Source organism: Novosphingobium terrae, assembly GCF_017163935.1.
Taxonomy (GTDB): domain Bacteria; phylum Pseudomonadota; class Alphaproteobacteria; order Sphingomonadales; family Sphingomonadaceae; genus Novosphingobium; species Novosphingobium terrae.
In genome coordinates this window covers 267345-291548 of sequence record NZ_JABVZR010000001.1, presented here as the reverse complement: position 1 = coordinate 291548, position 24204 = coordinate 267345, and the positions used below count along the sequence as shown (strand labels likewise).

26 protein-coding genes are annotated in these 24204 nt (G+C 64.6%); 12 read left to right on the top strand and 14 right to left on the bottom strand.

Annotated features, from left to right (window positions below):
- The first annotated feature begins 68 nt into the window (after positions 1-68).
- Positions 69-1595, top strand: a complete 1527-nt coding sequence (gene rpoN, locus HGK27_RS01400; RefSeq protein WP_206238131.1) for an RNA polymerase factor sigma-54 — start codon at positions 69-71, stop codon at positions 1593-1595.
- Positions 1596-1734: 139 nt separating this feature from the next.
- The gene (locus HGK27_RS01395; RefSeq protein WP_206238129.1) at positions 1735-2412 is read left to right on the top strand and encodes a TonB family protein; all 678 of its coding nucleotides are present in this window, start codon (positions 1735-1737) and stop codon (positions 2410-2412) included.
- Between the two features lie 276 nt (positions 2413-2688).
- Here HGK27_RS01395 and HGK27_RS01390 read toward each other — a convergent pair whose 3' ends face one another.
- Positions 2689-3297 (bottom strand): HNH endonuclease, encoded by a 609-nt coding sequence (locus HGK27_RS01390; protein ID WP_206238127.1) that lies wholly within the window; start codon positions 3295-3297, stop codon positions 2689-2691.
- 149 nt (positions 3298-3446) lie between these two features.
- Here HGK27_RS01390 and gluQRS point away from each other — a divergent pair, with 149 nt between their 5' ends.
- The 4 genes from gluQRS to HGK27_RS01370 are packed head-to-tail and all read left to right on the top strand — an operon-like array spanning position 3447 to position 6030.
- Positions 3447-4301 (top strand): tRNA glutamyl-Q(34) synthetase GluQRS, encoded by an 855-nt coding sequence (gluQRS, locus tag HGK27_RS01385; protein WP_206238126.1) that lies wholly within the window; start codon positions 3447-3449, stop codon positions 4299-4301.
- 17 nt (positions 4302-4318) lie between these two features.
- Entirely contained in the window at positions 4319-4555 is a 237-nt protein-coding gene (locus HGK27_RS01380; protein WP_206238124.1) for an HIG1 domain-containing protein, read from the top strand.
- An 11-nt stretch (positions 4556-4566) separates the two neighbouring features.
- Positions 4567-5157 carry a cob(I)yrinic acid a,c-diamide adenosyltransferase gene (locus HGK27_RS01375; protein WP_206238122.1) on the top strand — a complete coding sequence of 197 codons (591 nt, stop codon included), beginning with the start codon at positions 4567-4569 and terminating at the stop codon, positions 5155-5157.
- A 3-nt stretch (positions 5158-5160) separates the two neighbouring features.
- A complete protein-coding gene (locus HGK27_RS01370) occupies positions 5161-6030 on the top strand; it encodes a 3-hydroxyacyl-CoA dehydrogenase NAD-binding domain-containing protein (RefSeq protein WP_206238120.1) in 870 nt (289 codons plus the stop codon).
- Between the two features lie 5 nt (positions 6031-6035).
- On the opposite strand, the gene HGK27_RS01365 is transcribed toward HGK27_RS01370, so the two are convergent.
- Together HGK27_RS01365 and mutS are read right to left on the bottom strand one after the other, a co-directional pair.
- Entirely contained in the window at positions 6036-6281 is a 246-nt protein-coding gene (locus HGK27_RS01365) for a hypothetical protein (RefSeq protein WP_206238118.1), read from the bottom strand.
- Positions 6282-6553: 272 nt separating this feature from the next.
- Positions 6554-9157, bottom strand: a complete 2604-nt coding sequence (gene mutS, locus HGK27_RS01360) for a DNA mismatch repair protein MutS (protein WP_241126771.1) — start codon at positions 9155-9157, stop codon at positions 6554-6556.
- Positions 9158-9270: 113 nt separating this feature from the next.
- On the opposite strand from mutS, the gene HGK27_RS01355 reads away from it, so the two are divergent.
- Positions 9271-11532, top strand: coding sequence for an NADP-dependent malic enzyme (locus HGK27_RS01355; RefSeq protein ID WP_206238116.1), 2262 nt, complete (start codon positions 9271-9273; stop codon positions 11530-11532).
- A gap of 101 nt (positions 11533-11633) precedes the next feature.
- Positions 11634-12659 (top strand): S66 peptidase family protein, encoded by a 1026-nt coding sequence (locus HGK27_RS01350; protein ID WP_206238114.1) that lies wholly within the window; start codon positions 11634-11636, stop codon positions 12657-12659.
- On the opposite strand, the gene HGK27_RS01345 is transcribed toward HGK27_RS01350, so the two are convergent.
- The 6 genes from HGK27_RS01345 to dksA all read right to left on the bottom strand — a co-directional run bounded on the left by HGK27_RS01345 (position 12631) and on the right by dksA (position 18073).
- Positions 12631-13602, bottom strand: a complete 972-nt coding sequence (locus tag HGK27_RS01345) for a hypothetical protein (RefSeq protein WP_206238112.1) — start codon at positions 13600-13602, stop codon at positions 12631-12633. The genes HGK27_RS01350 and HGK27_RS01345 overlap by 29 nt on opposite strands.
- 98 nt (positions 13603-13700) lie before the next feature.
- Complete coding sequence (trmB, locus tag HGK27_RS01340) at positions 13701-14414, bottom strand: tRNA (guanine(46)-N(7))-methyltransferase TrmB (RefSeq protein WP_068092974.1); 714 nt, start codon at positions 14412-14414, stop codon at positions 13701-13703.
- A gap of 120 nt (positions 14415-14534) precedes the next feature.
- Complete coding sequence (gene ctrA / locus HGK27_RS01335) at positions 14535-15230, bottom strand: response regulator transcription factor CtrA (RefSeq protein ID WP_068092971.1); 696 nt, start codon at positions 15228-15230, stop codon at positions 14535-14537.
- A gap of 180 nt (positions 15231-15410) precedes the next feature.
- Complete coding sequence (locus tag HGK27_RS01330) at positions 15411-16904, bottom strand: ABC transporter substrate-binding protein (protein WP_206238110.1); 1494 nt, start codon at positions 16902-16904, stop codon at positions 15411-15413.
- Between the two features lie 52 nt (positions 16905-16956).
- Entirely contained in the window at positions 16957-17349 is a 393-nt protein-coding gene (locus HGK27_RS01325) for a PilZ domain-containing protein (protein ID WP_206238108.1), read from the bottom strand.
- Positions 17350-17614: 265 nt separating this feature from the next.
- Positions 17615-18073 (bottom strand): RNA polymerase-binding protein DksA, encoded by a 459-nt coding sequence (gene dksA, locus HGK27_RS01320; RefSeq protein WP_206238106.1) that lies wholly within the window; start codon positions 18071-18073, stop codon positions 17615-17617.
- A 223-nt stretch (positions 18074-18296) separates the two neighbouring features.
- Between dksA and HGK27_RS01315 the strand changes: the two genes are divergently transcribed.
- A complete protein-coding gene (locus tag HGK27_RS01315; RefSeq protein WP_206238105.1) occupies positions 18297-18629 on the top strand; it encodes a sel1 repeat family protein in 333 nt (110 codons plus the stop codon).
- 60 nt (positions 18630-18689) lie between these two features.
- Here the strand turns inward: HGK27_RS01315 and HGK27_RS01310 are convergent, their stop codons facing one another.
- The 4 genes from HGK27_RS01310 to HGK27_RS01295 all read right to left on the bottom strand — a co-directional run bounded on the left by HGK27_RS01310 (position 18690) and on the right by HGK27_RS01295 (position 21343).
- Positions 18690-19871, bottom strand: coding sequence for a GNAT family N-acetyltransferase (locus HGK27_RS01310; protein ID WP_241126769.1), 1182 nt, complete (start codon positions 19869-19871; stop codon positions 18690-18692).
- A gap of 64 nt (positions 19872-19935) precedes the next feature.
- Entirely contained in the window at positions 19936-20400 is a 465-nt protein-coding gene (locus HGK27_RS01305) for a RidA family protein (protein ID WP_206238102.1), read from the bottom strand.
- On the bottom strand, positions 20393-21022 hold the full coding sequence (locus HGK27_RS01300; RefSeq protein ID WP_206238100.1) for an HAD family hydrolase: 630 nt from the start codon (positions 21020-21022) through the stop codon (positions 20393-20395). Before HGK27_RS01300 ends, HGK27_RS01305 begins: the two co-directional genes overlap by 8 nt.
- A gap of 3 nt (positions 21023-21025) precedes the next feature.
- Positions 21026-21343, bottom strand: coding sequence for a DUF3572 domain-containing protein (locus tag HGK27_RS01295; protein WP_206242674.1), 318 nt, complete (start codon positions 21341-21343; stop codon positions 21026-21028).
- Positions 21344-21397: 54 nt separating this feature from the next.
- Here HGK27_RS01295 and HGK27_RS01290 point away from each other — a divergent pair, with 54 nt between their 5' ends.
- The 3 genes from HGK27_RS01290 (at position 21398) to spt (ending at position 23293) form a co-directional block, all read left to right on the top strand.
- Complete coding sequence (locus tag HGK27_RS01290) at positions 21398-21763, top strand: response regulator (RefSeq protein WP_206238098.1); 366 nt, start codon at positions 21398-21400, stop codon at positions 21761-21763.
- Between the two features lie 85 nt (positions 21764-21848).
- Positions 21849-22088, top strand: a complete 240-nt coding sequence (locus tag HGK27_RS01285) for an acyl carrier protein (RefSeq protein WP_206238096.1) — start codon at positions 21849-21851, stop codon at positions 22086-22088.
- A 5-nt stretch (positions 22089-22093) separates the two neighbouring features.
- Positions 22094-23293, top strand: a complete 1200-nt coding sequence (spt, locus tag HGK27_RS01280; RefSeq protein ID WP_206238094.1) for a serine palmitoyltransferase — start codon at positions 22094-22096, stop codon at positions 23291-23293.
- A gap of 75 nt (positions 23294-23368) precedes the next feature.
- On the opposite strand, the gene HGK27_RS01275 is transcribed toward spt, so the two are convergent.
- Positions 23369-24019, bottom strand: coding sequence for a YqaA family protein (locus HGK27_RS01275; protein ID WP_206238093.1), 651 nt, complete (start codon positions 24017-24019; stop codon positions 23369-23371).
- Between the last annotated feature and the right edge of the window lie 185 nt (positions 24020-24204).

Below are 24204 nucleotides of genomic sequence, written 5' to 3'. Positions count from 1 at the left end.
CCTGCCGGGGGCATTCCTGTGATGGCAGCGGGGGCCGTTCTCTGATGTCGGCTCGGGGGGGCTAGGGCATGGCGATGGGGCCGCGGCTGGATCTGCGGCAATCCCAGTCGCTGGTGATGACGCCGCAGCTGCAGCAGGCGATCAAGCTGCTGGCGCTCTCCAATCTGGAAATCGAGACCTTTATCGGCGACGCGCTGGACGCCAATCCGCTGCTGGAAATCGGCGCGCCCGCTGCCGATACGCCGGGCGAAGCGCCCGAGGAACGCCGCACCACGCTGGAAAGCTCGCCCATCGATCAGCTGATCGGTGAGGGCCGCGCCAGCGAGGATCGCCCACTGGATATCGACGCGGGCGCGCTGGATGTGGACCGCGACACCGGCGATGCCACGTTCGAGGCGCCAGCCCCGGCCGCCGAAGGCCCCTATGATGGTGAGGCGATCATCGCCTCGGGCGGCGAAGGCCCGGCCATCGAGGAACACGGCGGCAGTGGCGAAAGTTTGGCCCAGCACCTCCACGCCCAGATCGGCGCGGAGCTGGCGCTGGCGGGCGAAGAAGCCACGCGCATCGGCTTTATCGCCCGCTTCCTGATCGACCAGCTGGACGATGCCGGTTACCTGCCCATCTCCCTGCCCGAACTGGCCGAGGATCTGCGCGTCCCTCTGGCCGAGGTGAAGGCGGCGCTGGCCTTGGTGCAGGCGCTGGAGCCGACCGGTGTAGGCGCCCGCAGCCTTTCGGAATGCATCGCCCTGCAGGCCCGCGAAGCCGACCGCTATGATCCTGCCATGGCCCGTCTGATCGACAATCTGGACATGGTGGCGCGCGGCGAATTTCCGCGCCTGAAGCGCATGTGCGGCGTCGATGACGAAGACCTCGCCGATATGCTGCGCGAGTTGCGCGATTACGATCCCAAGCCCGGCCTGCGCTATGGCAGCACCGGCGGCGAGCCGGTGGTGCCCGATATCCTGATCACCCCAAGCACCGATGGCGGCTGGATGGTGGCGATCAATCAGGCCACCCTGCCCCGGCTGATGGTCAACCGCAGCTATTACGTCGAGATGCGGCGCGGCTGCGACGACAAGGCGGGCAAGGGCTGGCTTTCCGAAAAGCTGGCCGATGCCAACTGGCTGATCAAGGCGCTGGACCAACGGCAGAGGACCATCCTGAAAGTCGCCAGCGAGATCGTGAAGCAGCAGGATGGCTTTTTCCGCCATGGCGTCAGCCATCTGAAGCCCTTGACCCTGCGGGCGGTGGCCGAGGCGGTCTCGCTGCATGAATCGACCGTCAGCCGGGTCACCTCGAACAAATATCTCAACTTCGCGCGCGGTACGTTTGAGCTGAAGTATTTCTTCACCTCGGGCGTGGCGTCGTCGGATGGCGAGGGCGCGGTCTCCGCAGAGGCGGTGAAGGCCGCCATCAAGCAGTTGATCGATGCGGAAGACCCCAAGAAGATTCTCTCCGACGATACGCTGGTCGATCTGCTGAAAGAGCGCGGCTTCGATCTGGCCCGCCGCACCGTGGCCAAATATCGCGAGGCCATCGGGCTGGGCTCCTCCGTGCAGCGGCGCAGGCAGAAGGCTTTGGCCGGAAAGCGTTAAACGCCTGCCATCCGGTTAGGTACCTAAGCCGAAATGGCTGGCGGTTTATATGAAAAACTCACTTTCACGCGCCGCGAATCGTGATACGTTATGACTTATCATAAAGGCCCCGACAGATGGGCCAGATAGGAGCGGTGCAATGACTTATGTGTCGTCACACGCCAACCCCCGCCAGCGTATGGCCGTTCTGGCCAGCGTCGGGCTTATCCATGCGATCGGCATCTATGCGCTGGTCAATGGATTGGGCGGGGTCATCGTCACCATGATCACGCATGCCAATCCACAGGCACGCAACATCGAGGTGCAGATGCCGCTGCCCCAAACCATACCCACCCCCAAACCGGCGCCCGAAGCGCCGCTGACAATGCCCGATACGAAAATGTCGCTCGTCCCCATTCCTCGCCCCACCTTCGATCCCCTGCCCATCCCCGTGCCCAGCACCTTGCCGACCACCATCGGCGATGGCACCGGCGACACGCACCTTGTGCCCGTGCCGCCCGCGCCGCCGGTGCATCGCTTCGATCCGGTCTCCGCCAGGCCGCTGGGCCAGCCGGGCAGCTGGGCCAGCCCGGAGGATTACCCCTCGCTCGATCTCAACAGCGGGCATGAGGGCACCACGCGCTTCAGCCTGACCATCGGCGCGGACGGTCGCGTCAGCAGCTGCACCGTCACCAGCTCCAGCGGCTGGCCGGGGCTGGACAATGCCACCTGCAAGCTCATCACCCGCCGCGCGAAGTTCAGCCCGGCGCTGGATGAAAGCGGCAAGCCGACCGCTGGCGGGTTTGCCAGCGCGGTGCGTTGGGTGATGCCGCGTTAAAGGGGGTTTGAAGGGTCAGTGCGAGGGGGTTACCCCCTCGCGCTCCCATGACGTCTTCCGACGAAGCGGCAGTGGTTCACGATCGTAACGCCCTGCCTCTCCATCTGCGCAAGGCGGGGCGCCGCAGGCAGGTTATCTTTGGAATGATGGGCTACGCTGCAGAATAAATGCCTGCGACGCTGCGACGTTGCTCTGTCGCCGAACCCGATGCGCAACGCAGACAGTCATGGGAGCGCGAGGGTGTAACACCCTCGCATGTTTTTTTTCTTCCAAAACTCAAGCTTCCAGCTCGACATCCCAATAGAGCCAGTCCCGCCATGTCTCATGCAGATAATTCGGCGGGAAGGCGCGCCCCCGCTCCTGCAACTGCCAGCTTGTGGGGCGGATCGGCGGGACCAGCAGCGGCATATGCGCCTGCTTGGGCGTCCTGCCGCCCTTGCGCAGATTGCAGGGCGAGCAGGCGGCCACGATATTTTCCCAGCTGGTCCGCCCGCCAAGGCGCCGTGGGTTCACATGATCGAAGGTGAGGTTGTTGGGGCTGCCGCAATATTGGCAGGAGAACCGGTCGCGAAGGAAGACGTTGAACCGGGTAAAGGCAGGAAATTCAGAGGGTTTTACATATTGCCGCAGCGCGATGACGGAGGGCAGCTGCATCTGGAAACTGGGGGAGTGAATTTCGCGCTGGTAATGCGCGATGATGTCCACTCTTTCGAGAAAGACCGCTTTTATCGCGGTCTGCCAAGGCCAGAGACTGAGAGGATAGTAGGAAAGCGGTGTGAAATCAGCGTTCAGGACAAGTGCAGGGCAATCGTGCAAATGCCGGGAGGGATCATCCCCCGCGCTGCGGAACCGGGCCGCGCGCTCTATCAGCTCCGCCTTGAGCATGGCCTCTTGTGACAGTTGGTCGTGACGGTTTGACGACAGGTCATGAGGAGGAATGAACACCTCCGCAGCGCTCAGGTCAAGCCCTTCCCGGGCCCGACAATCGACAGGCAGCGGTTGCCAAGCGGCATAATCCACAGGAAGGAGGTGAGATGATCCGCACGCGCTTTGCTCCCAGCCCGAATGGCCCGCTGCATCTGGGCCATGCCTATGCGGCGGTGGTGGCGCATGATCTGGCGCGGGCCGCTGGCGGCCAGTTCCTGCTGCGCATCGAGGACATTGACGGCACCCGCAGCCGCGCCGATCTGGCCGATCAGGCGTTAGAAGATCTGCGCTGGCTGGGGCTGACATGGGACGGGCCGGTGGTCAGCCAATCGGATCGTCTCGCCACCTATCAGGCGGCGGGTGAAAGGCTGAAGGCGATGGGCCTGCTCTACCCCTGCCAATGCACGCGGGCGCAGATCGCGGCGGCGGCCACGCAGCAAGGCCCCGATGGGCTGATCTATCCGGGCACCTGCCGCGGCCACGATGTCGATCCCGAGGGCGCGGCATGGCGGCTGGATATGGCGCGGGCGGTGGCTCTGGCCGGGCCGCTGGTGTGGGAGGATGAGATCGCCGGGCCGCAACAGGCCCGCCCCGATCTGTTCGGTGATGTCGTGCTGCTGCGCAAGGAGGCGCCGGCCTCCTATCACCTCGCCGCCACGCTGGATGATGCGGCGGATGGCATCACGCTGGTCACGCGCGGGGCGGACCTCTTTATGGCCAGCCATGTGCATCGGTTGCTGCAGGCCCTGCTGGATTTGCCCGTGCCACGCTGGCACCACCACGCCCTGCTGGTCGAGCCCGATGGCCGCAAACTGGCCAAGCGGCGCGATGCCCCCTCGCTGGCCGACAGGCGCCTTGCGGGCGAGGATGGTCCGGCCTTGGCCCAGGCCCTGCGCGAGGGCCGCCTGCCCGCTGGCCTTTCGCTCTCCGCCGGCGTAGCATCCTATGAACCCCGGCCATAAGGGGAGAGGAGAAGGTCATGCCGAAATGGATCTTGGTGCCGATCATCGTGGGGCTGATGGGCTATGTCGTGTTTTCGCTGGTGCGCGGCGTGGTGGCCTTTTTGCAGGCTTCGCGCGATTCTGTGGATCGCGGGGACTTTGGCGAGGGCCCGACCCCGTCCCAGCTGCGCCAGAATGAGATGATGTTCGCCCGCGTGAAGTATCAGGGGCTGGCCGTGCTGGTGGTGGTGATCCTGCTCGCAGCCAGCCGTTAAAGGAGCCCATTTTGGTCAAGCTGAACAAGATCTACACCCGCACCGGGGATGATGGCACCACCGGGCTGGTCGACGGCTCACGCGTGGCCAAGCATGACGCCCGCATGGAGGCCATCGGCGCGGTGGATGAGGCCAACAGCGCCCTCGGTCTGGCCGTCTGCGCGGTGGTGATGGATCATCACGCCGCCCTGCACCGCATCCAGAACGACCTCTTCGATCTGGGCGCCGATCTGGCCACGCCCGGCGAGGATTTCACCCCCTCCCCCATGGTGCTGCGCATGGTGGCCGCCCAGACAGACTGGCTGGAACGCGCCATGGATGGGTTGAACGAGAAGCTGCCCCCCCTCACCAGCTTTATCCTGCCCGGCGGGGATGAAGGTGCCGCAAGGGTTCATGTCGCCCGCGCCGCCGCCCGCCGCGCCGAAAGGGCGATGGTGGCGCTGAGCGCGGAAACGCCGATCAATCCGCAAGCTCTGGCCTATATCAATCGTTTGTCCGATTTTCTCTTCGTTCTGGCGCGCGCGATCAATGCGCATGGCGAAGGCGATGTGCTATGGGTGCCCGGTGCCAGCCGGGGCGATGCCGGCGTCAGTCAGGATTGAGCGATGCAGACCATAGCAGTGATCGGTGCCGGGCAAATGGGGCGCGGCATCGCGCAAAGTGCGGCGCAGGCGGGGTATCAGGTGCTGCTGTCAGACACCGCGCTGGATCTGGCGGAAAAGGGCAAGGGCACCGTCGCCAAATCGCTGGACCGGCTGGTGGCGAAAGAGAAAATCAGCGTTGGCGATGCCGCCGCCATCGTGGACCGCATCATCCCCATCGGCGATCTGGCGCGCCTTTCCGAAGCCTCTTTCGTGATCGAAGCCGCCACCGAGCGTGAAGAGATCAAGCTGAAAATCTTCGAGAATGCCGGGCAGCATCTGGCGCCTGACGCCATTCTCGCCACCAACACCTCGTCTATTTCGATCACGCGCATGGCCAAGGCCTCGCCCGATGCGGCGCACTTTATCGGGCTGCATTTCTTCAACCCCGTGCCGGTGATGCAGCTGGTCGAGGTGATCCCGGGCCTGGCCACCAGCCCCGAAACCACCGCCCGCGCCAAGGCCCTTGGCGAGGCGATGGGCAAGCAGGTCGTCCTCTCTCAGGATGAGCCCGGCTTTGTGGTGAACCGCATTCTGGTACCGATGCTGAATGAGGCGATCTTCCTGCTCGGCGCCGGAACCGCCAGCATCCCCGACATCGACAAGGGCCTGAAGCTGGGCGCCAACCACCCGATGGGCCCGCTGGAACTGGCGGATTTCATCGGCCTCGACACCGTGCTGGCGATCATGGACGTGTTCCTCAAAGGCACCGGCGACACCAAATACCGCCCTGCCCCCCTGCTGGTGAAATATGTCGAGGCCGGCTGGCTGGGCCGCAAGACCGGTCGCGGCTTCTACGATTACAGCGGCGAAACGCCCGTGCCCACGCGCTGAAAGGCTTAGTGCCCGGCGCTGCTGGCACTGTCCGGCAGCGCCCATGGCGAGACCTGCGTGCTGGCGGCTTCCGGCGCATCCTGATGCAGGACCTGCCGCGCGATGGAGGCGGCCTGATCATCCTGCTGAGCGTTGTTCTCGCCCTGCTTAGGGATGAAGAAATAGGCCGTGGCCAGAATGCTCGCTGCCCAGAGCAGCGCCTTCCAGCGGCTGGCGAAGACTTTGGTCAGTTTGGGGCCGGGGATGAACATCGGTTTCGTCGTTTAGGCGGGAAGGATTAAGAAAAGGAACAGCAGGGGTGTTACACCCCTGCACCCCGTTACGTCTCCCGACGACATGGCAGCGGTTCCGAAGCCGAGCGCCCCAACTCTCCACCTGCACAAGCTAAAGCGCCGCAGGCAAAAAACCTGCAGCGCTACCCCATTGCTTCCTGCCTGCGGCGCAGCGACGTTGCTCTGTGACTGAACCCATGGCGCCAAGGCCGACAAGTCATGGGAGCGCGAGGGGATAATCCCCTCGCATCTTACTTTTCTTCTTTCCCCAACCTCTTCAACTCATACAAAATATCCAGCGCCTCCCGAGGTGACAGGGCATCGACATCCAGCCCATCCAGCCTGTCGCGCAACACATCCACCTCTTCCGGCTCAGGCTCGGCGGCCATGGCGAACAGGGGCAGATCGCCCAACCCTGCCGCAATCCCGCCCGTCTGCTGGCGAGCCTTTTCCAGCTTTGCCAGCACCGCCTTGGCGCGCGAGACCACCGGCGCGGGCACACCGGCCAGACGCGCCACGGCCAGACCGTAGGAGCTTTCCGCCGGGCCGCCGGTCACTTCATGCAGCAACACCAGATCGCCCTTCCACTCCCGCGCGCGGACGTGGTGGAGGGTCAGGGCCTCGCAGCTTTCGGCGAGACGGGCCAGCTCGTGATAATGGGTGGCGAAGAGGCAGCGGCAGCGGTTGGCGCCATGCACGGCTTCGGCCACGGCCCATGCCAGCGCAAGGCCGTCATAGGTGGAGGTGCCGCGGCCAACCTCGTCCAGAATGACGAAGCTGGCGGGGGTGGCCTGTTGCAGGATGGCGGCGGTTTCGACCATTTCCACCATGAAGGTCGAGCGCCCGCGCGCCAGATTGTCCGAAGCGCCGACGCGGCTAAACAAGCGGTCGACCAGACCGATGCGCGCGCGTTGGGCGGGCACATAGCCGCCCGATTGCGCCAGCAGCACGATCAGCGCGTTCTGGCGCAGGAAGGTCGATTTACCGCCCATGTTCGGGCCACCAACCAGCCAGAGCCGGTCGCGGGGGGAGAGCGCGCAGTCGTTGGCAACGAAGCGTTCGCCCTTGGTCTTCAGCGCGGCTTCCACCACCGGGTGGCGACCGCCCTCGATCTCCAGCATGGTGTCGCTGGTGATGGTGGGGCGGCACCAGCCGTCCTCGGCGGCGCGGGTGGCTTGAGAGCCAGCGACGTCCAGACGGGCCAACGCCATGGCGGTGTTGGCGATGGCATTGCGCGCGGCGACGGCGGCGGCGATCAGCTCCTCGAAATGGGCTTCTTCGGCCACCAGGGCATGGCCGCCTGCTTCGGCGATGCGGCTGGCTTCTTCATGCAGGGCCAGCGCGTTGAAGCGCATCGCGCCAGCCATGGTCTGGCGATGGGTGAAGGGCGAATCCGGGCCCATCAGCGCATCGGCGCGACCGGCGGGGACTTCGATGAAATAGCCCAGCACGCCATTGTGCTTGATCTTCAGCGCGGCGATGCCGGTTTCGTCGCGATATTTGGCCTCCAGCGCTGCGATAGCGGCGCGGCCATCGCGCGAGATGCTGCGCAGCTGGTCGAGATCGGCGTCATAGCCCTGCGCGATATAGCCGCCCTGCCCGCGCTCGGTGGGCGGGGTGGCGATCAGCGCGCGGGCGAGCAGATCGACCAGCGCGCCATGGCCCACCAGCTGCGGCAACAGCGCATCGGCCAACATGGGCCGGAAGGTCTGACCGCCCAGATGCTCGGCCAGTTGCGCCGCACCGGAGAGGCCATCGCGCAACTGCCCCAGATCGCGCGGGGAGCCGCGCCCGGCCACCACGCGGCCCAGCGCTCGGCCCACGTCGGGCAGGGCGCGCAGGATGCGGCGCAGATCCTCGCGCAGCAGCGCATCCTCCACCAGCCAGCCGACCAGATCGAGGCGGGCCTCGATCTCGCCCGCCTCGGTCAGGGGCGCCGACAGATCCTCGGCCAGCAAGCGAGCGCCTGCCCCCGTCACGCAGCGGTCCACCGCCTCAACCAGACTGCCCTTGCGGCCACCCTGCGCGGAAGAGAGAATTTCCAGACTGGCGCGCGTCGCCTCATCCATCGCCAGATGCGCCTCGCCCACACGGGCCACCGGAGGCAGCAGCAGCGGCAGCTTGCCGCGCCCGACATGGTCGAGATAGGCGATCAGCCCACAGGCCGCTGACAGCATCGCGCGGGAAAACTGGCCGAAGCCGTCCAGAGTCGCCACGCCATGCACGCCGCACAGGCGCTGCTCGCCGCCATCGCTGGAGAACTCATGCGGTTCGCGCAGGATGGTTTCAAACGGCGCCAGTTCCCAGCCGGAGGGCGCCACCAGCTCGCTGGCACCAAGCCGGGCCAAAGCTGCGCCCATGCGCTCGGGGGTGCATTCCTCCAGCTCCATGCGGCCGGTGGAAATATCGCAGGCGGCGATGCCGATCGCGCCCCGCACCTCGCAGACAGCGGCCAGCACATTGGCGCGGCGCGGCTCCAGCAGGGCTTCCTCGGTCAGCGTGCCCGCCGTCACGAAGCGCACGATATCGCGCATCACCAGCGCCTTCGATCCGCCGCGCTTCTTGGCCTGTTCGGGTGTTTCCACCTGCTCGGCGATGGCGACGCGGCAACCGCCCTTGATCAGGCGGGCCAGATAGCCCTCTGCCGCATGCACCGGCACGCCGCACATCGGGATCGGCGCCCCCTCATGCGCGCCGCGCGTGGTCAGCGCGATGTCGAGAATCTGCGATGCCAGTTTGGCATCGTCGAAGAACAGCTCGAAAAAATCGCCCATCCGGTAAAAGAGCAGGGAATCGCCCGCCTGTGCCTTCAAGGTGAGATATTGGGCCATCATGGGAGTGGGTGCGTCGGTCATCGGCGCAACGGTTAGCGCGTTAATCACAATCGTGGAATGGCAGCTATCCACGCTTTCCCCTATCGGATGGCGACCATCTTGGTTAGGGCATGTGCGACAGAGGAGAAGAATTGGTGTCCGACGAAAGCAATGTCCGTTTCACCGAGCGCGAGGCGCTGTTCTACCACAGCACCGGCCGCGCGGGCAAAATCGAGATCATCGCCTCCAAGCCCATGGCCACGCAGCGCGACCTGAGCCTGGCCTATTCCCCGGGCGTGGCTGTGCCTGTAGAGGCCATCGCTTCTGATGCCGCTTGCGCATACGATTACACGGCCAAGGGCAACCTTGTGGCGGTGATCTCAAACGGCACCGCCATCCTTGGTCTGGGCAATCTGGGCGCACTGGCCTCCAAGCCGGTGATGGAAGGCAAGTCGGTTCTTTTCAAACGCTTCGCCGATGTCGATTCGATCGATATCGAGCTGAACAGCGAAGATCCCGACGCGCTGATCGAGGCCATCGCCATGATGGAGCCCAGCTTCGGCGGCATCAACCTTGAGGACATCAAGGCCCCCGAATGCTTCGTGATCGAGCAGACGCTGCGCGAACGCATGAACATCCCGGTGATGCATGACGACCAGCACGGCACCGCGATCATCGCCGCCGCCGGCATCATCAACGCCTGCCTGCTCACCAACCGCAAGCTGTCGGACATCAAGGTGGTGGTGAATGGCGCGGGCGCCTCGGCGCTGGCCTGCACGGCGCTGATCAAGTCGCTGGGCGTGCCGCATGACAATGTGATCGTCTGCGATCGCAGCGGCGTGATCTACCGTGGCCGTGATCGCCTCGACCAGTGGAAGAGCGCGCATGCGGTCGACACCCCGCATCGCACGCTGGAAGAGGCGCTGGTGGGCGCGGACGTCTTCCTGGGCCTCTCGGCCAAGGGCGCGCTGCCCAAGGCCTATCTGATGACCATGGCCGCCGAGCCGATCATCTTCGCCATGGCCAACCCCGATCCCGAGATCACCCCGCCCGAGGCCAAGGAAGCCCGCCCCGACGCCATCGTCGCCACGGGCCGTTCGGACTATCCGAATCAGGTCAACAATGTGCTGGGCTTCCCCTTCATTTTCCGCGGCGCGCTCGACGTGCGGGCCACCGCGATCAATGAGGAGATGAAGGTCGCCGCCGCCCATGCCATCGCCGAGCTGGCGCGCATGCAGGTGCCCGAGGAAGTGGCCGCCGCCTATGGCAAGAACCACAGCTTTGGCCGCGAATACATCATCCCGGCGCCCTTCGATCCGCGTCTGATGGAGGTGGTGCCCGCCGCCGTCGCCAAGGCCGCGATGGACAGCGGCGTGGCCCAGAAGCCGATCGAGGATTTCGACGCCTATCGCCTGCAGCTGAAGTCGCGCCTCAACCCCACGACCTCGGTGCTCACGCAGGTCTATGCTCAGGTGAAGGAGCATCCCAAGCGGGTGATCTTCGCCGAAGCGGAGGATGAGGTGATCCTGCGCGCCGCGATCCAGTTCCGCGATTTCGGCTATGGCACCCCCGTGCTGGTGGGCCGCACCGACATCGTGAAGGAAAAGCTGGCCGAGCTGGGCGTGGGCCATCCCGACGCCTACGAAATCCACAATGCCGCCGATTCGCCGCATGTCGATGCGATGGGCACGCTGCTTTACGATCGCCTGCAACGCCGCGGCTATCTGGAGCGCGACGTGAAGCGCATGGTCAACCATGACCGTAACGCTTTCGCCGCCGCGCTGCTCAAGCTGGGCGTGGGCGATGCCATGGTGACCGGCATAACCCGCCCCTATGCCCAGACCATGCGCGATGTGCGCCATGTGCTGGACGCAGCGCCGGGCCGCCTGCCCTTCGGCATCCATGTGCTGGTGACCAAGGACAAGACCGTCTTCCTGGCCGACACCACCTGCCATGAACGGCCTTCGTCCGAAGAGCTGGCCGTGATCGCCAAGGAAACCGCCGGTTTCGCCCGCCGTCTGGGTCATGAGCCGCGTGTGGCTTTCGTCTCCTACTCCACTTTCGGCAATCCGACCGGCAAGTGGCTGGAGCCGATTCGCGGCGCGATCAGCATCCTCGATCAGGAGAAGCAGAGCTTCGAATATGAGGGTGAGATGGCGCCGGATGCCGCGCTGAACCCCTCGGTGATGAAGCGCTATCCCTTCAGCCGCCTGACCGCGCCGGCCAATGTGCTGATCTTCCCGGGTCTGCAGTCGGCCAACATCGCGGCCAAGCTGCTCAAGGAACTGGGCGGCAATGCCACCATCGGCCCGGTGCTGCTGGGTATGGAAAAGCCGGTGCAAATCGTGCCGATGACCGCCATCGCGCCCGATGTGCTGACGCTGGCCCTGCTGGCCGCTTCGGACGTGGTTGGCTAACGACAGGTTTCGTGCGGGGGTTCACGCCGCCGCATGGCCTTTGCAGAAAACCCCGCCGTACCCCCTTGGGGCGGCGGGGTTTTTGCGTTTATGGTCAGCGCATGATGGACAGGCGTTCGATCCTTGGCTCAATGGGTGGCGCGATGGCCGCCCTGACCTTCCCGCAAACCGCATGGCCCCAGACGGCTGCCCTGCCCCCGCGCCTGAAACAGGGCGATACGGTGGGGCTGATCGCGCCAGCCAGTTCGGATGACCAGCCCGCGCATCTGGAGGCCGCTCAGGACACGGTGCGCGGCATGGGACTGGTGCCGAAGGTTGGCCGCCATGCGTCGGACATCTGGGGCTATTTCTCGGGCACCGACAAGGACCGGGCGGACGACATCCACACCATGTTCGCGGACGACAGCGTGCGCGCCATCTTCGCCATTCGCGGCGGCTGGGGCAGCGCACGGTTGCTGCCGCTGCTCGACTGGGATCTGATTCGGGCCCATCCCAAGCTGCTGGTCGGCTCCAGCGATGTGACGGCGCTGCATCTGGCGATTGCGGCCAAGACCGGCTTCGCCTCGATCCACGGCCCCAATGTCAGCAACCGCTGGGAGGCCATCAGTTGGAACAGCCTGTGGCAGCTGGCCTTCACCGGCGAGACGCCGCTGCTGGGCGCGGTTTCGCCCGAGGACAGCGCTCAGGACCGCTGGCGCATCACCACCATCCATCCCGGCAAGGCGCGCGGGCGGCTGCTGGGCGGCAATCTTTCCGTGCTGACCTCGCTCGTGGGCACGCCATGGCTGCCCGATTTCACCGGCGCGATCCTGTTCATCGAGGATGTGGGCGAGGCCGAATACCGCATCGACCGGATGATGAGCCAGCTGGCGCTCTCCGGCCTGCTGGGCAAGCTTTCGGGCGTGATCTTCGGGCAATGCATGCGCTGCAGCGCCAATGTGCCGAATTACGCGGGCTTCACCGTGCCGGATGTGCTGGGGCAATATCTCAAGCCGCTGGGCGTGCCCGCCTTTTCCGGCGCCAACATCGGCCATATCGCCAACCAGCTGAGCCTGCCGGTGGGCGCCCATGTCGAGATGGACGCCGATGCCGGAACGATCAGTGTTTTGCAGAGGATTGTGGGTTAGATTTGGAAGCGGCCTTGGCGGCCTCGTCCCGGTAATGCTGCAGTTGTTCCTGCTGCTCGGCGACAGGCGGAACTTTCAGCGCCTGGCGCACCGCATCGGAGATCACGCTGCGGTTGTAAGGGTCCTGCGTGGCCTCAGGCCCATCCACTTTCAGGAATTGCGTGCCCAGAACCTGCGGCTGATTGATGCTCTGAAGATAACGATCCAGCGTGGCCCCCGCGATCCAGATCGCCGAAGGCATGCCTCTGGCCACCGCCACCATCGCCAGCAGATGCGCCTTGAGGAAATCCTCCGGCTTGCTGCCATGCTGGAAGACGAAGGCGGCACCATTATAATCCTCGGCGCTGCTCAACTGGCCAGCATCGAGCAGTTCCTGCGTCCGCTTGTAACGCTTCTGATCCGCCAGCCATACCGCGTCCCCTTCCATCTTGCCCGCCAGATAGAGCGTACGGTCATCCTGATCGGCCTTGAAGATCGCCGTCATTTCGGGATTGGTCTTGCGGACGAAGGTCAGCGCATAGGTGTGCTTGCTGTCCCACGGACCAAGCGCTGCCGGATGCGGCTGGCTGCGTGCGAAGTGAAAAGGCTCCAAGCCGATGCCGAGCCCCCTGTAAGACACATCGATATGAGTGGCATCCACCCGGTGCAGGCGCAGCACGTTGGCCCCCGCCCCGGGGTGCGGATCATCGACGGTGATGTCTAGATCGCCATTCACACTGCGGATATCATGCGCCTTGAGGCTGACCACGGGCCCGCTGACACCGGAAAAGCTGTCACCGTCGGAGTCGAATGTGGTGGGCCTGATCCATGTCACGCTCGGCCCATCGGGCGCGGCGGCGATCTCCAGCCGGAAGATCGTGGCGCCACCGGCATCCAGATCCCAGCTTCCTGTCAGATCGGGAGCCGCAGCAGCGGCGAGCAGAAAAGGCAACAGCGCAAGCATGGCGCAATGCTGCCTTTTCTTTCAGGCGGATACAAGATGTTTGTATTCGCAAGATCAACCCGGAACCGGCTTGAGAACAGGCCCCGATCAAACCTCGCTTATTTACGCCGGAAGCGGAAGTACCATACCTCATGCCCCTGCGCGCGGGCCTTGGCTTCATAGCGCGTTTCGGGCCAGCCGGCGGGGCGGTTCTGGAAATGGGCAGGCTCGGTGGCCAGCCATTCGAACTTGTCGGTATGGCGGCGCATCACCATCAGCGCATGGCGCAGATAGATCGGGTGATCGGTGCCGAAGCGGAACTCACCGCCCGGCTTGAGCTTGGCGGCGAACATCTCGACCGGGCCGTCGTTCATCATGCGGCGCTTGGCGTGGCGCGCCTTGGGCCATGGATCGGGATGCAGCAGGTAGAGGAAGGACAGCGCCTCATCGGGCACGCGGCGCAGCACCTCCAGCGCATCGCCGTGATGGACGCGGGCATTGGGGATCGGCGGATGGGCGCCATTGTCACCCGACAGATGGGTGAGCGCCTGAGCCACGCCGTTCAGGAAGGGCTCGCAGCCGATAAAGCCATGGTTGGGCAGCATGTCGGCGCGGCCCGCCATATGCTCGCCGCCGCCGAAGCCGATCTCGAAATGGAGCGGGCGGTCCTCGCCGAACAGGCGCTCTGCCGTCACCGGGCCCTCTTCGGGCACGGCGATCTGCGGCAGCAGCGTATCAACCAGCCCTTGCTGGCCCTGGCGCAGGGGCTTGCCCTTGGCGCGGCCATAAAGGCGGTTGAGCGTGGTGGGATCGCCGGGTTTGTTCGCAGTCATGGCCGCGCGGATGGCAGGAGAAGGCGCGAGGGTCAAGATTCGCGCTTATCACCACCCCAAAAGCAAACGGCCCGCCGGGTGGGCGGGCCGTTCCTGTCCTGTCGGTGTCGCTTGAGGCGATCAGGCCGCTTCGGCAGCCTCATCCGGATCGCGCAGCACATAGCCACGGCCCCAGACGGTCTCGATGTAATTGTCGCCGCCGCAGGCATGCGCCAGCTTCTTGCGCAGCTTGCAGATGAAGACGTCGATGATCTTCAGTTCGGGCTCATCCATACCGCCATAGAGGTGGTTGAGGAACATTTCCTTGGTGAGCGTGGTGCCCTTGCGGAGCGACAGCAGCTCCAGCATGGCATATTCCTTGCCCGTCAGGTGAACGCGGGCGCTGTCCACTTCCACCGTCTTGGCGTCGAGGTTGACGCAGAGCTTGCCGGTGCGGATGACCGACTGCGAATGGCCCTTCGAACGGCGCACCACGGCGTGGATGCGGGCGATCAGCTCTTCGCGGTGGAACGGCTTGGTCACGTAATCGTCAGCGCCGAAGCCGAAGGAACGAACCTTCGAGTCCATTTCGGAAATGCCCGAGAGGATCAGCACCGGGGTCTGCACCTTGGCGACCCGCAGCTTCTTCAGCACGTCATAGCCGTGCATGTCGGGCAGGTTGAGGTCCAGCAGGATGATGTCGTAATCATAGAGCTTGCCGAGATCCAGGCCTTCCTCGCCCAGATCGGTCGAGTAGACGTTGAAGCCCTCAGTCGTCAGCATCAATTCAATCGCGCGGGCCGTGGTAGGCTCGTCTTCGATCAACAAAACACGCATGGGTTACCCCCCTTGGCCCGACAGGTCAGGCACCGCCTGCAACACAACGCAGGATCGCCTGAATTAACCATAGGAGCAATGAACGCGAAAGGTTAATTTTCGGTAAAATGCGCCGAATTGAGCGGCTTTCGGGGGTAAATTAGGGTAAATTTCTTAGGTCAAAAACCGTGGAAAGGTGCTTTACCGGCTGCGAATCGCCATCGGCGGCAAGGAATGGAGCCCCCAGCGGTTGAGCGCGAAGCCCAGCGAATCGCCTGCCACAAGCGACCATCTTACAGGAGCGCCCAAAGGCAGGAAGAGGTTTTCCCCCAACAATGCGCCTTCAGCCTGCGCGAACAGCCCCCGGGCGGCATTGGCATCAGGCGCATCAAGGGCCTGAGCGGTCAGCGCATCGGCGGCGGGGCTGCAGGCTTGGGGGCGCAGGGCGCAACCGAAGCGTTGCAGGAACCAGCCGGGCGTGGGCTCGCCGGTCACGTCGTCAATCAGACGCAGGTCGGCAGGGGCGTGTTGGTCCACGCGCTGGACCTCCACACCAATGGCCGCGAAATCGCCCTGCAAGCGCGCGGCCAGCGCATCCGCCCCCGGCCCTGCAGGCAGAGCCAGCCGCAACCGAGCAGGCTGGCCGCTGGCCTTGGCCCATTGCGCAACCCGCTGCGCGGCCATAGCGCGGCGGGCAGGTAGATCCATCTCGGCCCAGCGCTCGATCACGAGCCCCGTGTCCGCCGGGCTGCCCGGAGCGATCAGCCGCGTGGTGTTCTGCCAGTTCGGCACGCCGATCTGCGCCGTGAAGGCCGGGCGGTCGATGGCCATGGAGAGCGCCTCACGCAAGGGGGCGCTGGAGAGCAGGCCCTCCTCATTCTCCACCGCAAGGCCGAACAGGCCGACCACCGGGTCCAGCCGCAGAGTCGTCTTGCCCAGCAGATTGCGCCCGCCCGCAGGCAGATCGGCAAAGCTGCCGCCCAGCACCATATCCAGCTTGCCCGCATTGAAGGCGGCAATCGCCTGAGCCGCCGGCATCACCGACATGCGCAGCGGATGGGCAACGCGGCCCCAATCCTCCAGCGGCGGCAGGCCGCGCTTTTCGGGTGGCACGGGGCTCAGCACGGCGCTGGTGCCGTCCTGCCTCAAGGTCATCGGCCCGGCGAGGCGCTGGCGCGGCGGCAGGGCCATCTCCGGCAACGCCAGCAGCGGCAGGAACTGCGGCATGGGGCGGCTGAGGCGAATCTCGATCACGCGCCCGGTCATGGCGCGGATGTCCTCGACAGCGGCGAAGTCAGGCGCCTCTGGCGTGCCCTTGAGCGCGGCGATGGCATTGCGCAGGCCCTGGCGCACCGATTCGGCGCTCATCTGGCCATCGGCCCAGGCGGCGCCGCGCAGGCGGAAGATATAGCTCTGGCCGTCATCGGTGACGATCCAGCGCTCGGCCAGACCCGGCACCACCTTGCCCTCGGCATCGAAGGAGACCAGCCCCTCACCCAGACTGGCGGCCAGCAGATGGCCGGCGAGGCTGTTACGCTCGGCAGGAGCCCAGGGGGCGCCCGGCTCGCCGATCACCGCGATGCGGGTGGCCGATTCGCTCTTGTGATGGCAGCCGCCCAGCCCGCCCGCAGCAAGGGCGGCCAAGGCAAGGGCAGCAGAAACACGCGGGAAGGCAGGGCGGCGGAAAGAGGCCATGCCTTTCGTTAAGCGCTGGACGGCAGCCGCGCAATGCGCTGCGGCACCATGCTCAAATCTTGCGCAGGCGGCCCGGATCGTTTTGCAGCAGCTGGCTCAACACCGGAGTCGGCTTGCGGGCCTTGAAATCGGCCGGCAGACCATCGCTGGTGGTGGCGCCACGCGCGCCGAGCGGATCGATCTCCTGCTCGAAGGCGATGCCGAAGCGATTCTCCTGAACCCAGGCCACCGTGCCCGCGACCCAGCCGATGTTCCGCACCTCGACCGAGACATTCATCCCACGCGCCACGCGCAGCGTGCCTTCGGCCATCAGACCACCGGGCGAAAGGTTGCGCACCTTCACCTTATGCTCGCGATCATGGCCCGCCACACGCAGACCAGCCAGAACGAACAGGCTGTCGCGGGAAATATGGCGCTGGTCGGTGGGTTTTTCGGTCTCGCTCATCACTCGTCACGCTTGCTTGATTGTGGTGTTGGCTCCGGAGTCCGAAGCTTCCTGTCGCTGCGATGCAATGTAAAGCGGCGGGCCCAAGAAAGTGTTAATAAAACCTTCCCCGCAGCGCCAATTGCGGGCCGTGCCAGCTTGGGACAGCTTTTGGGCAGGCGGTAAACACCCGGCCCTCCAAGCAAAAACCGGCCCCCGCGAAGGCGGAAGCCGGTTTTGGCAAAGACAAGCGAATCGCCTGCCCCATGAACGCCTGATCTTGCGATCAGTCGTCGCGCGAAATCTTTTCGCGGCGTTCGTGGGCCTGCTGCGCCTCGACCGTCATGGTGGCGATGGGGCGGGCAATCAGACGGCCCAGACCAATCGGCTCACCGGTCACTTCGCAGAAACCATACTCGCCTTCCTCAATGCGGCGCAGGGCCGAGTCGATCTTGGCGATCAGCTTGCGCTGGCGGTCCCGCGTGCGCAGTTCGATGCCCCAGTCGGTTTCGGAAGAGGCGCGGTCATTCAGGTCGGGTTCGCGCAGCGGCCCTTCCTGAAGCTGGGAGAGCGTATCGGCAGAAGCGTTGAGAATCAGCTTCTTCCACTGGGCCAGCAGGCGCCGGAAGTAATCCAGCTGGGGTTCGCTCATGTAGGTTTCGTCTTCGCTGGGGACATAATCCCCGGCAAGGGAACGCCTTGCTTTCACGAGAACGTCGATATCGTCGCCCAAAGCAGTTGCCATTCAAATCCTCCGCACCAACACCGAGGCCCATCCCGATGGCGGGCCTATAAAGTTCCGCGCAGTTACGCACAAGCGGCAATGCTGTGGTTTTACGGCATTTACCCCCCATGATCCCCAGAAATGCGGGCCCCGGGCCAAGAATTAACCTTTTGTTATCCATGATCAGCGACTCTCTCACTCATGAGATCGCACAGTCATAGGTTCAAAACGGGGGTTAACGATCATGAGTGCATATTGGATTAAGGGGTCTGATCAGACGGCAACCACGCATACGGCGGACGGCGATATCGTGATCGCCACCTGCATCGCGGCGGCTTCACAGGGGGATGTGAATGCGCTGTTCGATCTGGGCGTGGCCTATTCGACCGGCAGCCATGGGGTGGGCTGCGATCTGATCGAAGCACACAAGTGGTTCAACCTTTCCGCCTCGCGCGGACATGAAGCGGCCCAGCAGTGCCGCGCCGATATCGCCGATGAAATGAGCGCGCGCGATATCGCTGAAGCCCAGCGCCGCGCCCGCGCCTGGCTGGCCGACAACGCCCGCCGCGCCGCGTAAGAACGCAGACATTTCCGAGCATGGCGGAGGAACAGGGTCGCCAGTGAAGGCCCCGCCACGTTAAGGATTGTCGTTCTTGCCCTCTTCACGCCGATAGGGCGTTCTTTCATCCAGAACCAGCTGGTCCGCCGCGACACCTTCGCGTTCGGCCCGCAAAAAGCCTTCCACCGCCGCGCGAAAGCCGGGGTGAGGAATGTAATGCGCCGAACTGGTCCGCACCGGCTCATAGCCGCGCGCCAGCTTGTGCCCGCCCTGAGCCCCCGCCTCGACGCGGGAGAGGCCCAACGCGATGGCCGCATCGATGGCCTGATAATAGCACAGCTCGAAATGCAGGAAGGGCTTGTCGATCACGGCGCCCCAATAGCGGCCGTAGAGGCAATCCTTGCCGATGAAATTGAGCGCGCCCGCCACCGGCTGATCGTCGATAAAGGCCAACACCAGCAGGATCTTGTCCGCCATGGTCTCGCCCAGCAGGGTGAAGGCTTCGCGTGTCAGATAGGGGTGGCCCCATTTGCGGCTGCCGGTGTCCTGATAGAAGTGCCAGAAGGCATCCCAGTGTTCGGGAAGGATCTGCGCGCCGGTCAGCTGGCGGATTTCCACGCCTTCTTGCGCCGCGATGCGCTCCTTGCGCAAATTCTTGCGCTTCATTGAGGACAACGCGCCGAGGAAATCGGTGAAGTCGCTGTAGCCACGATTCTCCCAATGGAATTGCAGATCGTGGCGGATCAGCCAGCCTGCCTCCTCGAAGATCGGCACCTGTTCGGGCTCGATAAAGGTGGCGTGAGCGCTGGAGAGATCGGCCTGTTTGCACAAGGTTTCCGCCGCGCGCAGCAGAGGCAAAGCCAGCCCCGGATCGCGCGTCAGGATGCGCGGGCCGGTGGCGGGCGTGAAGGGCACCGCGATCTGCAGCTTGGGATAGTAATCGCCCCCGGCGCGTTGCCAGGCATCGGCCCAGCTATGATCGAAGACATATTCGCCCTGGCTGTGGGATTTGATGTAGGCGGGCAGAGCGCCCGTCAGGCGCCCCTCATCGTCCTCGATCAGGATCGGCGCGGCTTGCCAGCCGGTCGAGCCGCCCTCGCCCAGATGATCAACGCTGCCGGAGTCTTCCATGGCGGCGAGAAAGGCGTGGGAGGTGAAGGGGTTGCCGCCATCGCTCAAAGCGTCCCACTGGTCGGCGGGCAGATCCGCGATTCCGGTGGCGATGCGGGCGGACAGTTGATCGGGGGGCGTCTTTGTCACGAACCCCTTATCGCACAAGCGAAACAGGCGCGCCACCCATCGGGGCAGCGCGCCCATTACAAGGTCAGGCGCGGACGGCCACGATGGCGTCCACTTCCACCGCTGCGCCCAGCGGCAGCACCGGCACGCCCACAGCGCTGCGGGCGTGCTTGCCATTGTCGCCAAACACCGCGACCATCAGCTCGCTCACGCCATTGGCGATCTGCGGCTGGGCGGTGAAATCGCCGGTCGAGTTGATGAAGGCGCCCAGCTTGACGATGCGCTCCACCTTGTCGAGCGAGCCCAGAGCAGCCTTCAGCTGCGCCAGAATCATCAGGCCGCAAGCCTTGGCGGCGGCGGTGCCCTCTTCCACGCTGACGTCTTCGCCCAGACGGCCCTTGACCAGCGCGCCATCGATAAAGGGCAGCTGGCCCGAGACATGGGCGAGGCCACCGGCGACCACCACCGGCACATAGGCGGCGACGGGGGCTGCAGCGGCAGGCAGGGTCAGGCCCAGTTCGGCCAGTTTCGCTTCGATGATGTCAGTCATGGTCTTCTCCGTGGAGTTGCGCTTTCAGCCAGGGCAGAGCGCCCGCCCAGTCGTCGATCCGGGCATGGGCATGGCCTGCCTGAAAGGCGCAGGTGATATGGGGGGCCATCTCGGGCTCGCCGCAAAGATGCAGGCGGCTGATTTCCGGCGTGAGTTCGAAGGCCGAGCCGTGATGCTGGGCAATATCGTCGATGAACACCGCGCGGCTGGGGGCGTATTCATCGAGGATGGCGCGGATCGCCGGGCCTTTGGGGCCCTGATTGGTGAAGACCTTCAGCGGCAGGCCATGTTCGGCCAGCTGCAGCGTGCGGGCTTCGTTGCGGTGATGCTCAAGGTTGGTGAGGCAGACCACATCGGCATGCTCGCCCAGCGCGGTCAGCGATTCGATGGCACCCGCGATGGGGTTCTGGCGCGCCATCTCGGTGTCGAAGAAGGCGCCCAGCAGCTGCCACATTTCGGCCTGGCCAAGCTGCTCGCCATTGCGGCTCATCGATTTGGAGAAATCATTGCCGTTCATGGTGAAGGCCACGCCATGCTGCTCTGCCAACCATGTGCGGAAGGGCGAGACCATGTGCAGGATCACTTCATCGCAATCTGTGATGATCAGGGGGCGGCTGGCCATGGCTCAGGCTCCCCAATCGGCGGCATTGGCCGCGTGATTCAGCTTCGCATGGGCATCGGCCAGCACCTCGGGCGACACATCCAGAGCCTCGGCGCAGGCCAGCAGATCGGGTTCGTAAGCCATCAGAAAATCCATCATTGCGGTCAGCACTTCGTGGCGCGAGGCCTCCCCGGCCCCCAGCCGTTCGCGCAACTCGTCGGGGGTGATGCCGGTCAGCGCGATCAGCCTTTCGGCGCGATCCTCGTCACCCAGCACCCAGCCCAGAGCGGAAAGGGCCAGCGCCTCAGGATCGGCGGGCTGTGGAGAGCGATCACGAAGAATTGTCAGGGCCTTTCCGAATGCCTAGGAGGGGGTCCGCCCCAGCTGAGAGAACCCATGGCAAAGCGCATTCTGGTTGTCGAGGACAACGATCTCAACCGCAAGCTGTTCTGCGACGTGCTGCGCTCGCAGGGCTATGGCGTGGAGCCGGTGGCCGACGGGCTGGAGGCGCTGGACCGCGCGCGTGATTTCGTGCCCAATTTGATCATCATGGACATCCAGATGCCCAATGTCTCGGGCCTGGACCTGATCGAGGCGGCCAAGCGCGATCCCATGCTGCGGGCGATTCCCGTGCTGGCCGTCACCGCTTACGCCGGCAAGGGCGATGAAGACCGCATCCGCGACGCCGGCGCCGAGGGCTATCTGGCCAAACCCGTTTCCATCGGCCCTTTCATGGCCGCCGTCAGGGCGCTGGTGGAATAGCTTTCGCCTTCAACGCCCCAATTGTGCCGCATTCTTGCCCCCTAGGGCAATGCTGAAATTCCCTTCCCATACCGGAGCCCTACCCATGGACCGCGCCGCCACCGCCGAGAAGATCGCCGCGCTGATCGCCCCCTTCAACAAGAAGGAGGTCGAAGTTACCGACGCCACCACCTTCGCGGGCGACCTCGAATTCGACAGCCTGACGGTGATGGATTTCGTCGCCGCCATCGAGGATGAGTTCGACATCATCATCTCCATGAACCAGCAGGCCGAAATCGAAACCTACGGCCAGCTGGTGGACGCCGTGGTCAAGTTGCAGGGTTGAGCGCCATGACCGACCTGTTCTCCAAATTCGACCCGCTGATCCAGATGCGGACCGACCTGCTCTCCACCGGCGTGACCGATCCTTTCGGTCTGGTGATGGAGAAGGTGATCTCCCCCACCGTGGCGGTGTGCAACGGGCGCGAGACGATCCTGCTCGGCACCTACAATTACATGGGCATGACCTTCGACGCGGATGTCATCGCGGCGGGCAAGCAGGCCTTCGACCTCTACGGCAGCGGCACCACCGGCAGCCGCGTGCTGAACGGCACCTACTCCCCGCACCGCGATGTCGAGGATGCGCTGAAAGAGTTCTATGGCATGGACCATGCCATGGTGTTCTCCACCGGCTATCAGGCCAATCTGGGCATCATCAGCACCATCGCCGGCAAGGGCGACTACATCGTGCTGGACATCGACAGCCACGCCTCGATCTGGGACGGCTGCAAGATGGGCGATGCCGAGGTGGTGCCCTTCAAGCACAATGACATCGAGGCGATGGAAAAGCGCCTGCGCCGCATCCCCGAGGGCGCGGGCAAGCTGGTCGTCCTCGAAGGCGTCTATTCGATGCTGGGCGATATCGCTCCGCTGAAGGAAATGATCGCCGTCGCCAAGAAGTATGGCGCGATGGTGCTGGTGGATGAGGCCCACTCGATGGGCTTTATCGGCCCCAACGGGCGCGGCGTGGCCGAGGAGCAGGGCTGCCTCGACGATGTCGATTTCATCATCGGCACGTTCAGCAAGTCGGTCGGCACGGTGGGCGGCTTCTGCGTCTCGAACCATCCCAAGTTCGAGATCATGCGTCTGGTGTGCCGTCCTTATGTGTTCACCGCCTCGCTGCCGCCCAGCGTTGTCGCCACGGCGGCGACCTCGGTGCGCAAGCTGATGCATGCCGCCGACAAGCGCGCGCATCTCTGGGAGAACAGCCGCACCCTGCACAAGGGCCTGCGCGATGCCGGTTTCCAGCTGGGCACCGACGAACCGCAGAGCGCCATCATCAGCGTCATCATGCCCGATCTGGAGCGTGGCGCCGCGATGTGGGAAGCCCTGCTGCATGAAGGCCTTTATGTGAATCTGGCCCGTCCCCCGGCAACGCCTGCGGGGATGACGCTGCTGCGCTGCTCGCTTTGCGCGCTGCACAGCGCCGAGCAGGTGCAGACCATCATCGGCATGTTCCAGCGTGCAGGCCAGAAGGCCGGTATTCTCTAAGGTTTCAGCCTTGAACAGCAAAAGGCCCGGCGCTCCATCTGGAATGCCGGGCCTTTTTCGTTGCGGTGTGCCGGTTCAGGCCGTTTGGGTAATGCTGCTCATCGTGGCGTTGGAGCAAGGGTCCGCCGCCGTGCTCTTATGGCTGCTCAGCATCGCGGCAGCGACGAAACCGCCCACCACCAGCAGCAGGAAACCGGCCACGGCAAGGCCGAGATACTTGTCGATCCATGCCTTGATCGGCGCGCCGAACAGGCGGAACAGGATGCCCACGATCAGAAAGCTGATCGAGCGCGAGATCAGGCTGGCCAGCACAAACTTGCCGATCGGCATGCCCACAAAACCGGCGGTGATGGTGATCAGCTTGAAGGGGATCGGCGTGGCGCCCTTCAGGATGATCGCGAGGAAGCCGGTGTCGCCGCGCAGCTTGCAGGCGGCATAGGGGAAACTGTTCGTCAGATGCAGCGCAGAAAGCAGCTGCTCACCGATGCTGGCAAACAGGAAATGGCCGATGGTGTAGCCCAGCAAGCCGCCCGCCACCGAGGCCAGCGTGGTGATGATCGCGAAACGCACCGCCTTCTTGGGCTGCGAGAGGCACATCACCCCCAGCACGGCATGGGGCGGCACAGGGAAGAAGCTGGCCTCCACAAAGGCGAAGAGCGCCAGCCACCATTCGGCGCGGCGGTCGGCGGCCTTGGCCATGGTCCAGGCGTAAAGTCGGCGCAGCATCGGGAATCCTTGGCATAGTGGCGCGGCGGGATCGCCAGCCGGCCCGCTGCTTAGAGCATCACGCGAAAAAGTGGGAACCGGTTTTTCGCAAAAGTGATGCGACAACAAAAACCTGCCCGGCCCGGGAATGGGCAAGCACGATCAATGAACCCATATGGTTCTTTTTAATTGACATCGCCACCTCC

Coding starts and splice junctions, on each gene's coding strand:
- rpoN (WP_206238131.1), top strand. CDS start 69: ATGGCGATGGGGCCGCGGCTGGATCTGCGGCAATCCCAGTCGCTGGTG.
- HGK27_RS01395 (WP_206238129.1), top strand. CDS start 1,735: ATGACTTATGTGTCGTCACACGCCAACCCCCGCCAGCGTATGGCCGTT.
- HGK27_RS01390 (WP_206238127.1), bottom strand. CDS start 3,297: ATGCTCAAGGCGGAGCTGATAGAGCGCGCGGCCCGGTTCCGCAGCGCG.
- gluQRS (WP_206238126.1), top strand. CDS start 3,447: ATGATCCGCACGCGCTTTGCTCCCAGCCCGAATGGCCCGCTGCATCTG.
- HGK27_RS01380 (WP_206238124.1), top strand. CDS start 4,319: ATGCCGAAATGGATCTTGGTGCCGATCATCGTGGGGCTGATGGGCTAT.
- HGK27_RS01370 (WP_206238120.1), top strand. CDS start 5,161: ATGCAGACCATAGCAGTGATCGGTGCCGGGCAAATGGGGCGCGGCATC.
- HGK27_RS01365 (WP_206238118.1), bottom strand. CDS start 6,281: ATGTTCATCCCCGGCCCCAAACTGACCAAAGTCTTCGCCAGCCGCTGG.
- mutS (WP_241126771.1), bottom strand. CDS start 9,157: ATGACCGACGCACCCACTCCCATGATGGCCCAATATCTCACCTTGAAG.
- HGK27_RS01350 (WP_206238114.1), top strand. CDS start 11,634: ATGATGGACAGGCGTTCGATCCTTGGCTCAATGGGTGGCGCGATGGCC.
- HGK27_RS01345 (WP_206238112.1), bottom strand. CDS start 13,602: ATGCTTGCGCTGTTGCCTTTTCTGCTCGCCGCTGCTGCGGCTCCCGAT.
- trmB (WP_068092974.1), bottom strand. CDS start 14,414: ATGACTGCGAACAAACCCGGCGATCCCACCACGCTCAACCGCCTTTAT.
- ctrA (WP_068092971.1), bottom strand. CDS start 15,230: ATGCGTGTTTTGTTGATCGAAGACGAGCCTACCACGGCCCGCGCGATT.
- HGK27_RS01330 (WP_206238110.1), bottom strand. CDS start 16,904: ATGGCCTCTTTCCGCCGCCCTGCCTTCCCGCGTGTTTCTGCTGCCCTT.
- HGK27_RS01325 (WP_206238108.1), bottom strand. CDS start 17,349: ATGAGCGAGACCGAAAAACCCACCGACCAGCGCCATATTTCCCGCGAC.
- dksA (WP_206238106.1), bottom strand. CDS start 18,073: ATGGCAACTGCTTTGGGCGACGATATCGACGTTCTCGTGAAAGCAAGG.
- HGK27_RS01315 (WP_206238105.1), top strand. CDS start 18,297: ATGAGTGCATATTGGATTAAGGGGTCTGATCAGACGGCAACCACGCAT.
- HGK27_RS01305 (WP_206238102.1), bottom strand. CDS start 20,400: ATGACTGACATCATCGAAGCGAAACTGGCCGAACTGGGCCTGACCCTG.
- HGK27_RS01300 (WP_206238100.1), bottom strand. CDS start 21,022: ATGGCCAGCCGCCCCCTGATCATCACAGATTGCGATGAAGTGATCCTG.
- HGK27_RS01290 (WP_206238098.1), top strand. CDS start 21,398: ATGGCAAAGCGCATTCTGGTTGTCGAGGACAACGATCTCAACCGCAAG.
- HGK27_RS01285 (WP_206238096.1), top strand. CDS start 21,849: ATGGACCGCGCCGCCACCGCCGAGAAGATCGCCGCGCTGATCGCCCCC.
- spt (WP_206238094.1), top strand. CDS start 22,094: ATGACCGACCTGTTCTCCAAATTCGACCCGCTGATCCAGATGCGGACC.
- HGK27_RS01275 (WP_206238093.1), bottom strand. CDS start 24,019: ATGCTGCGCCGACTTTACGCCTGGACCATGGCCAAGGCCGCCGACCGC.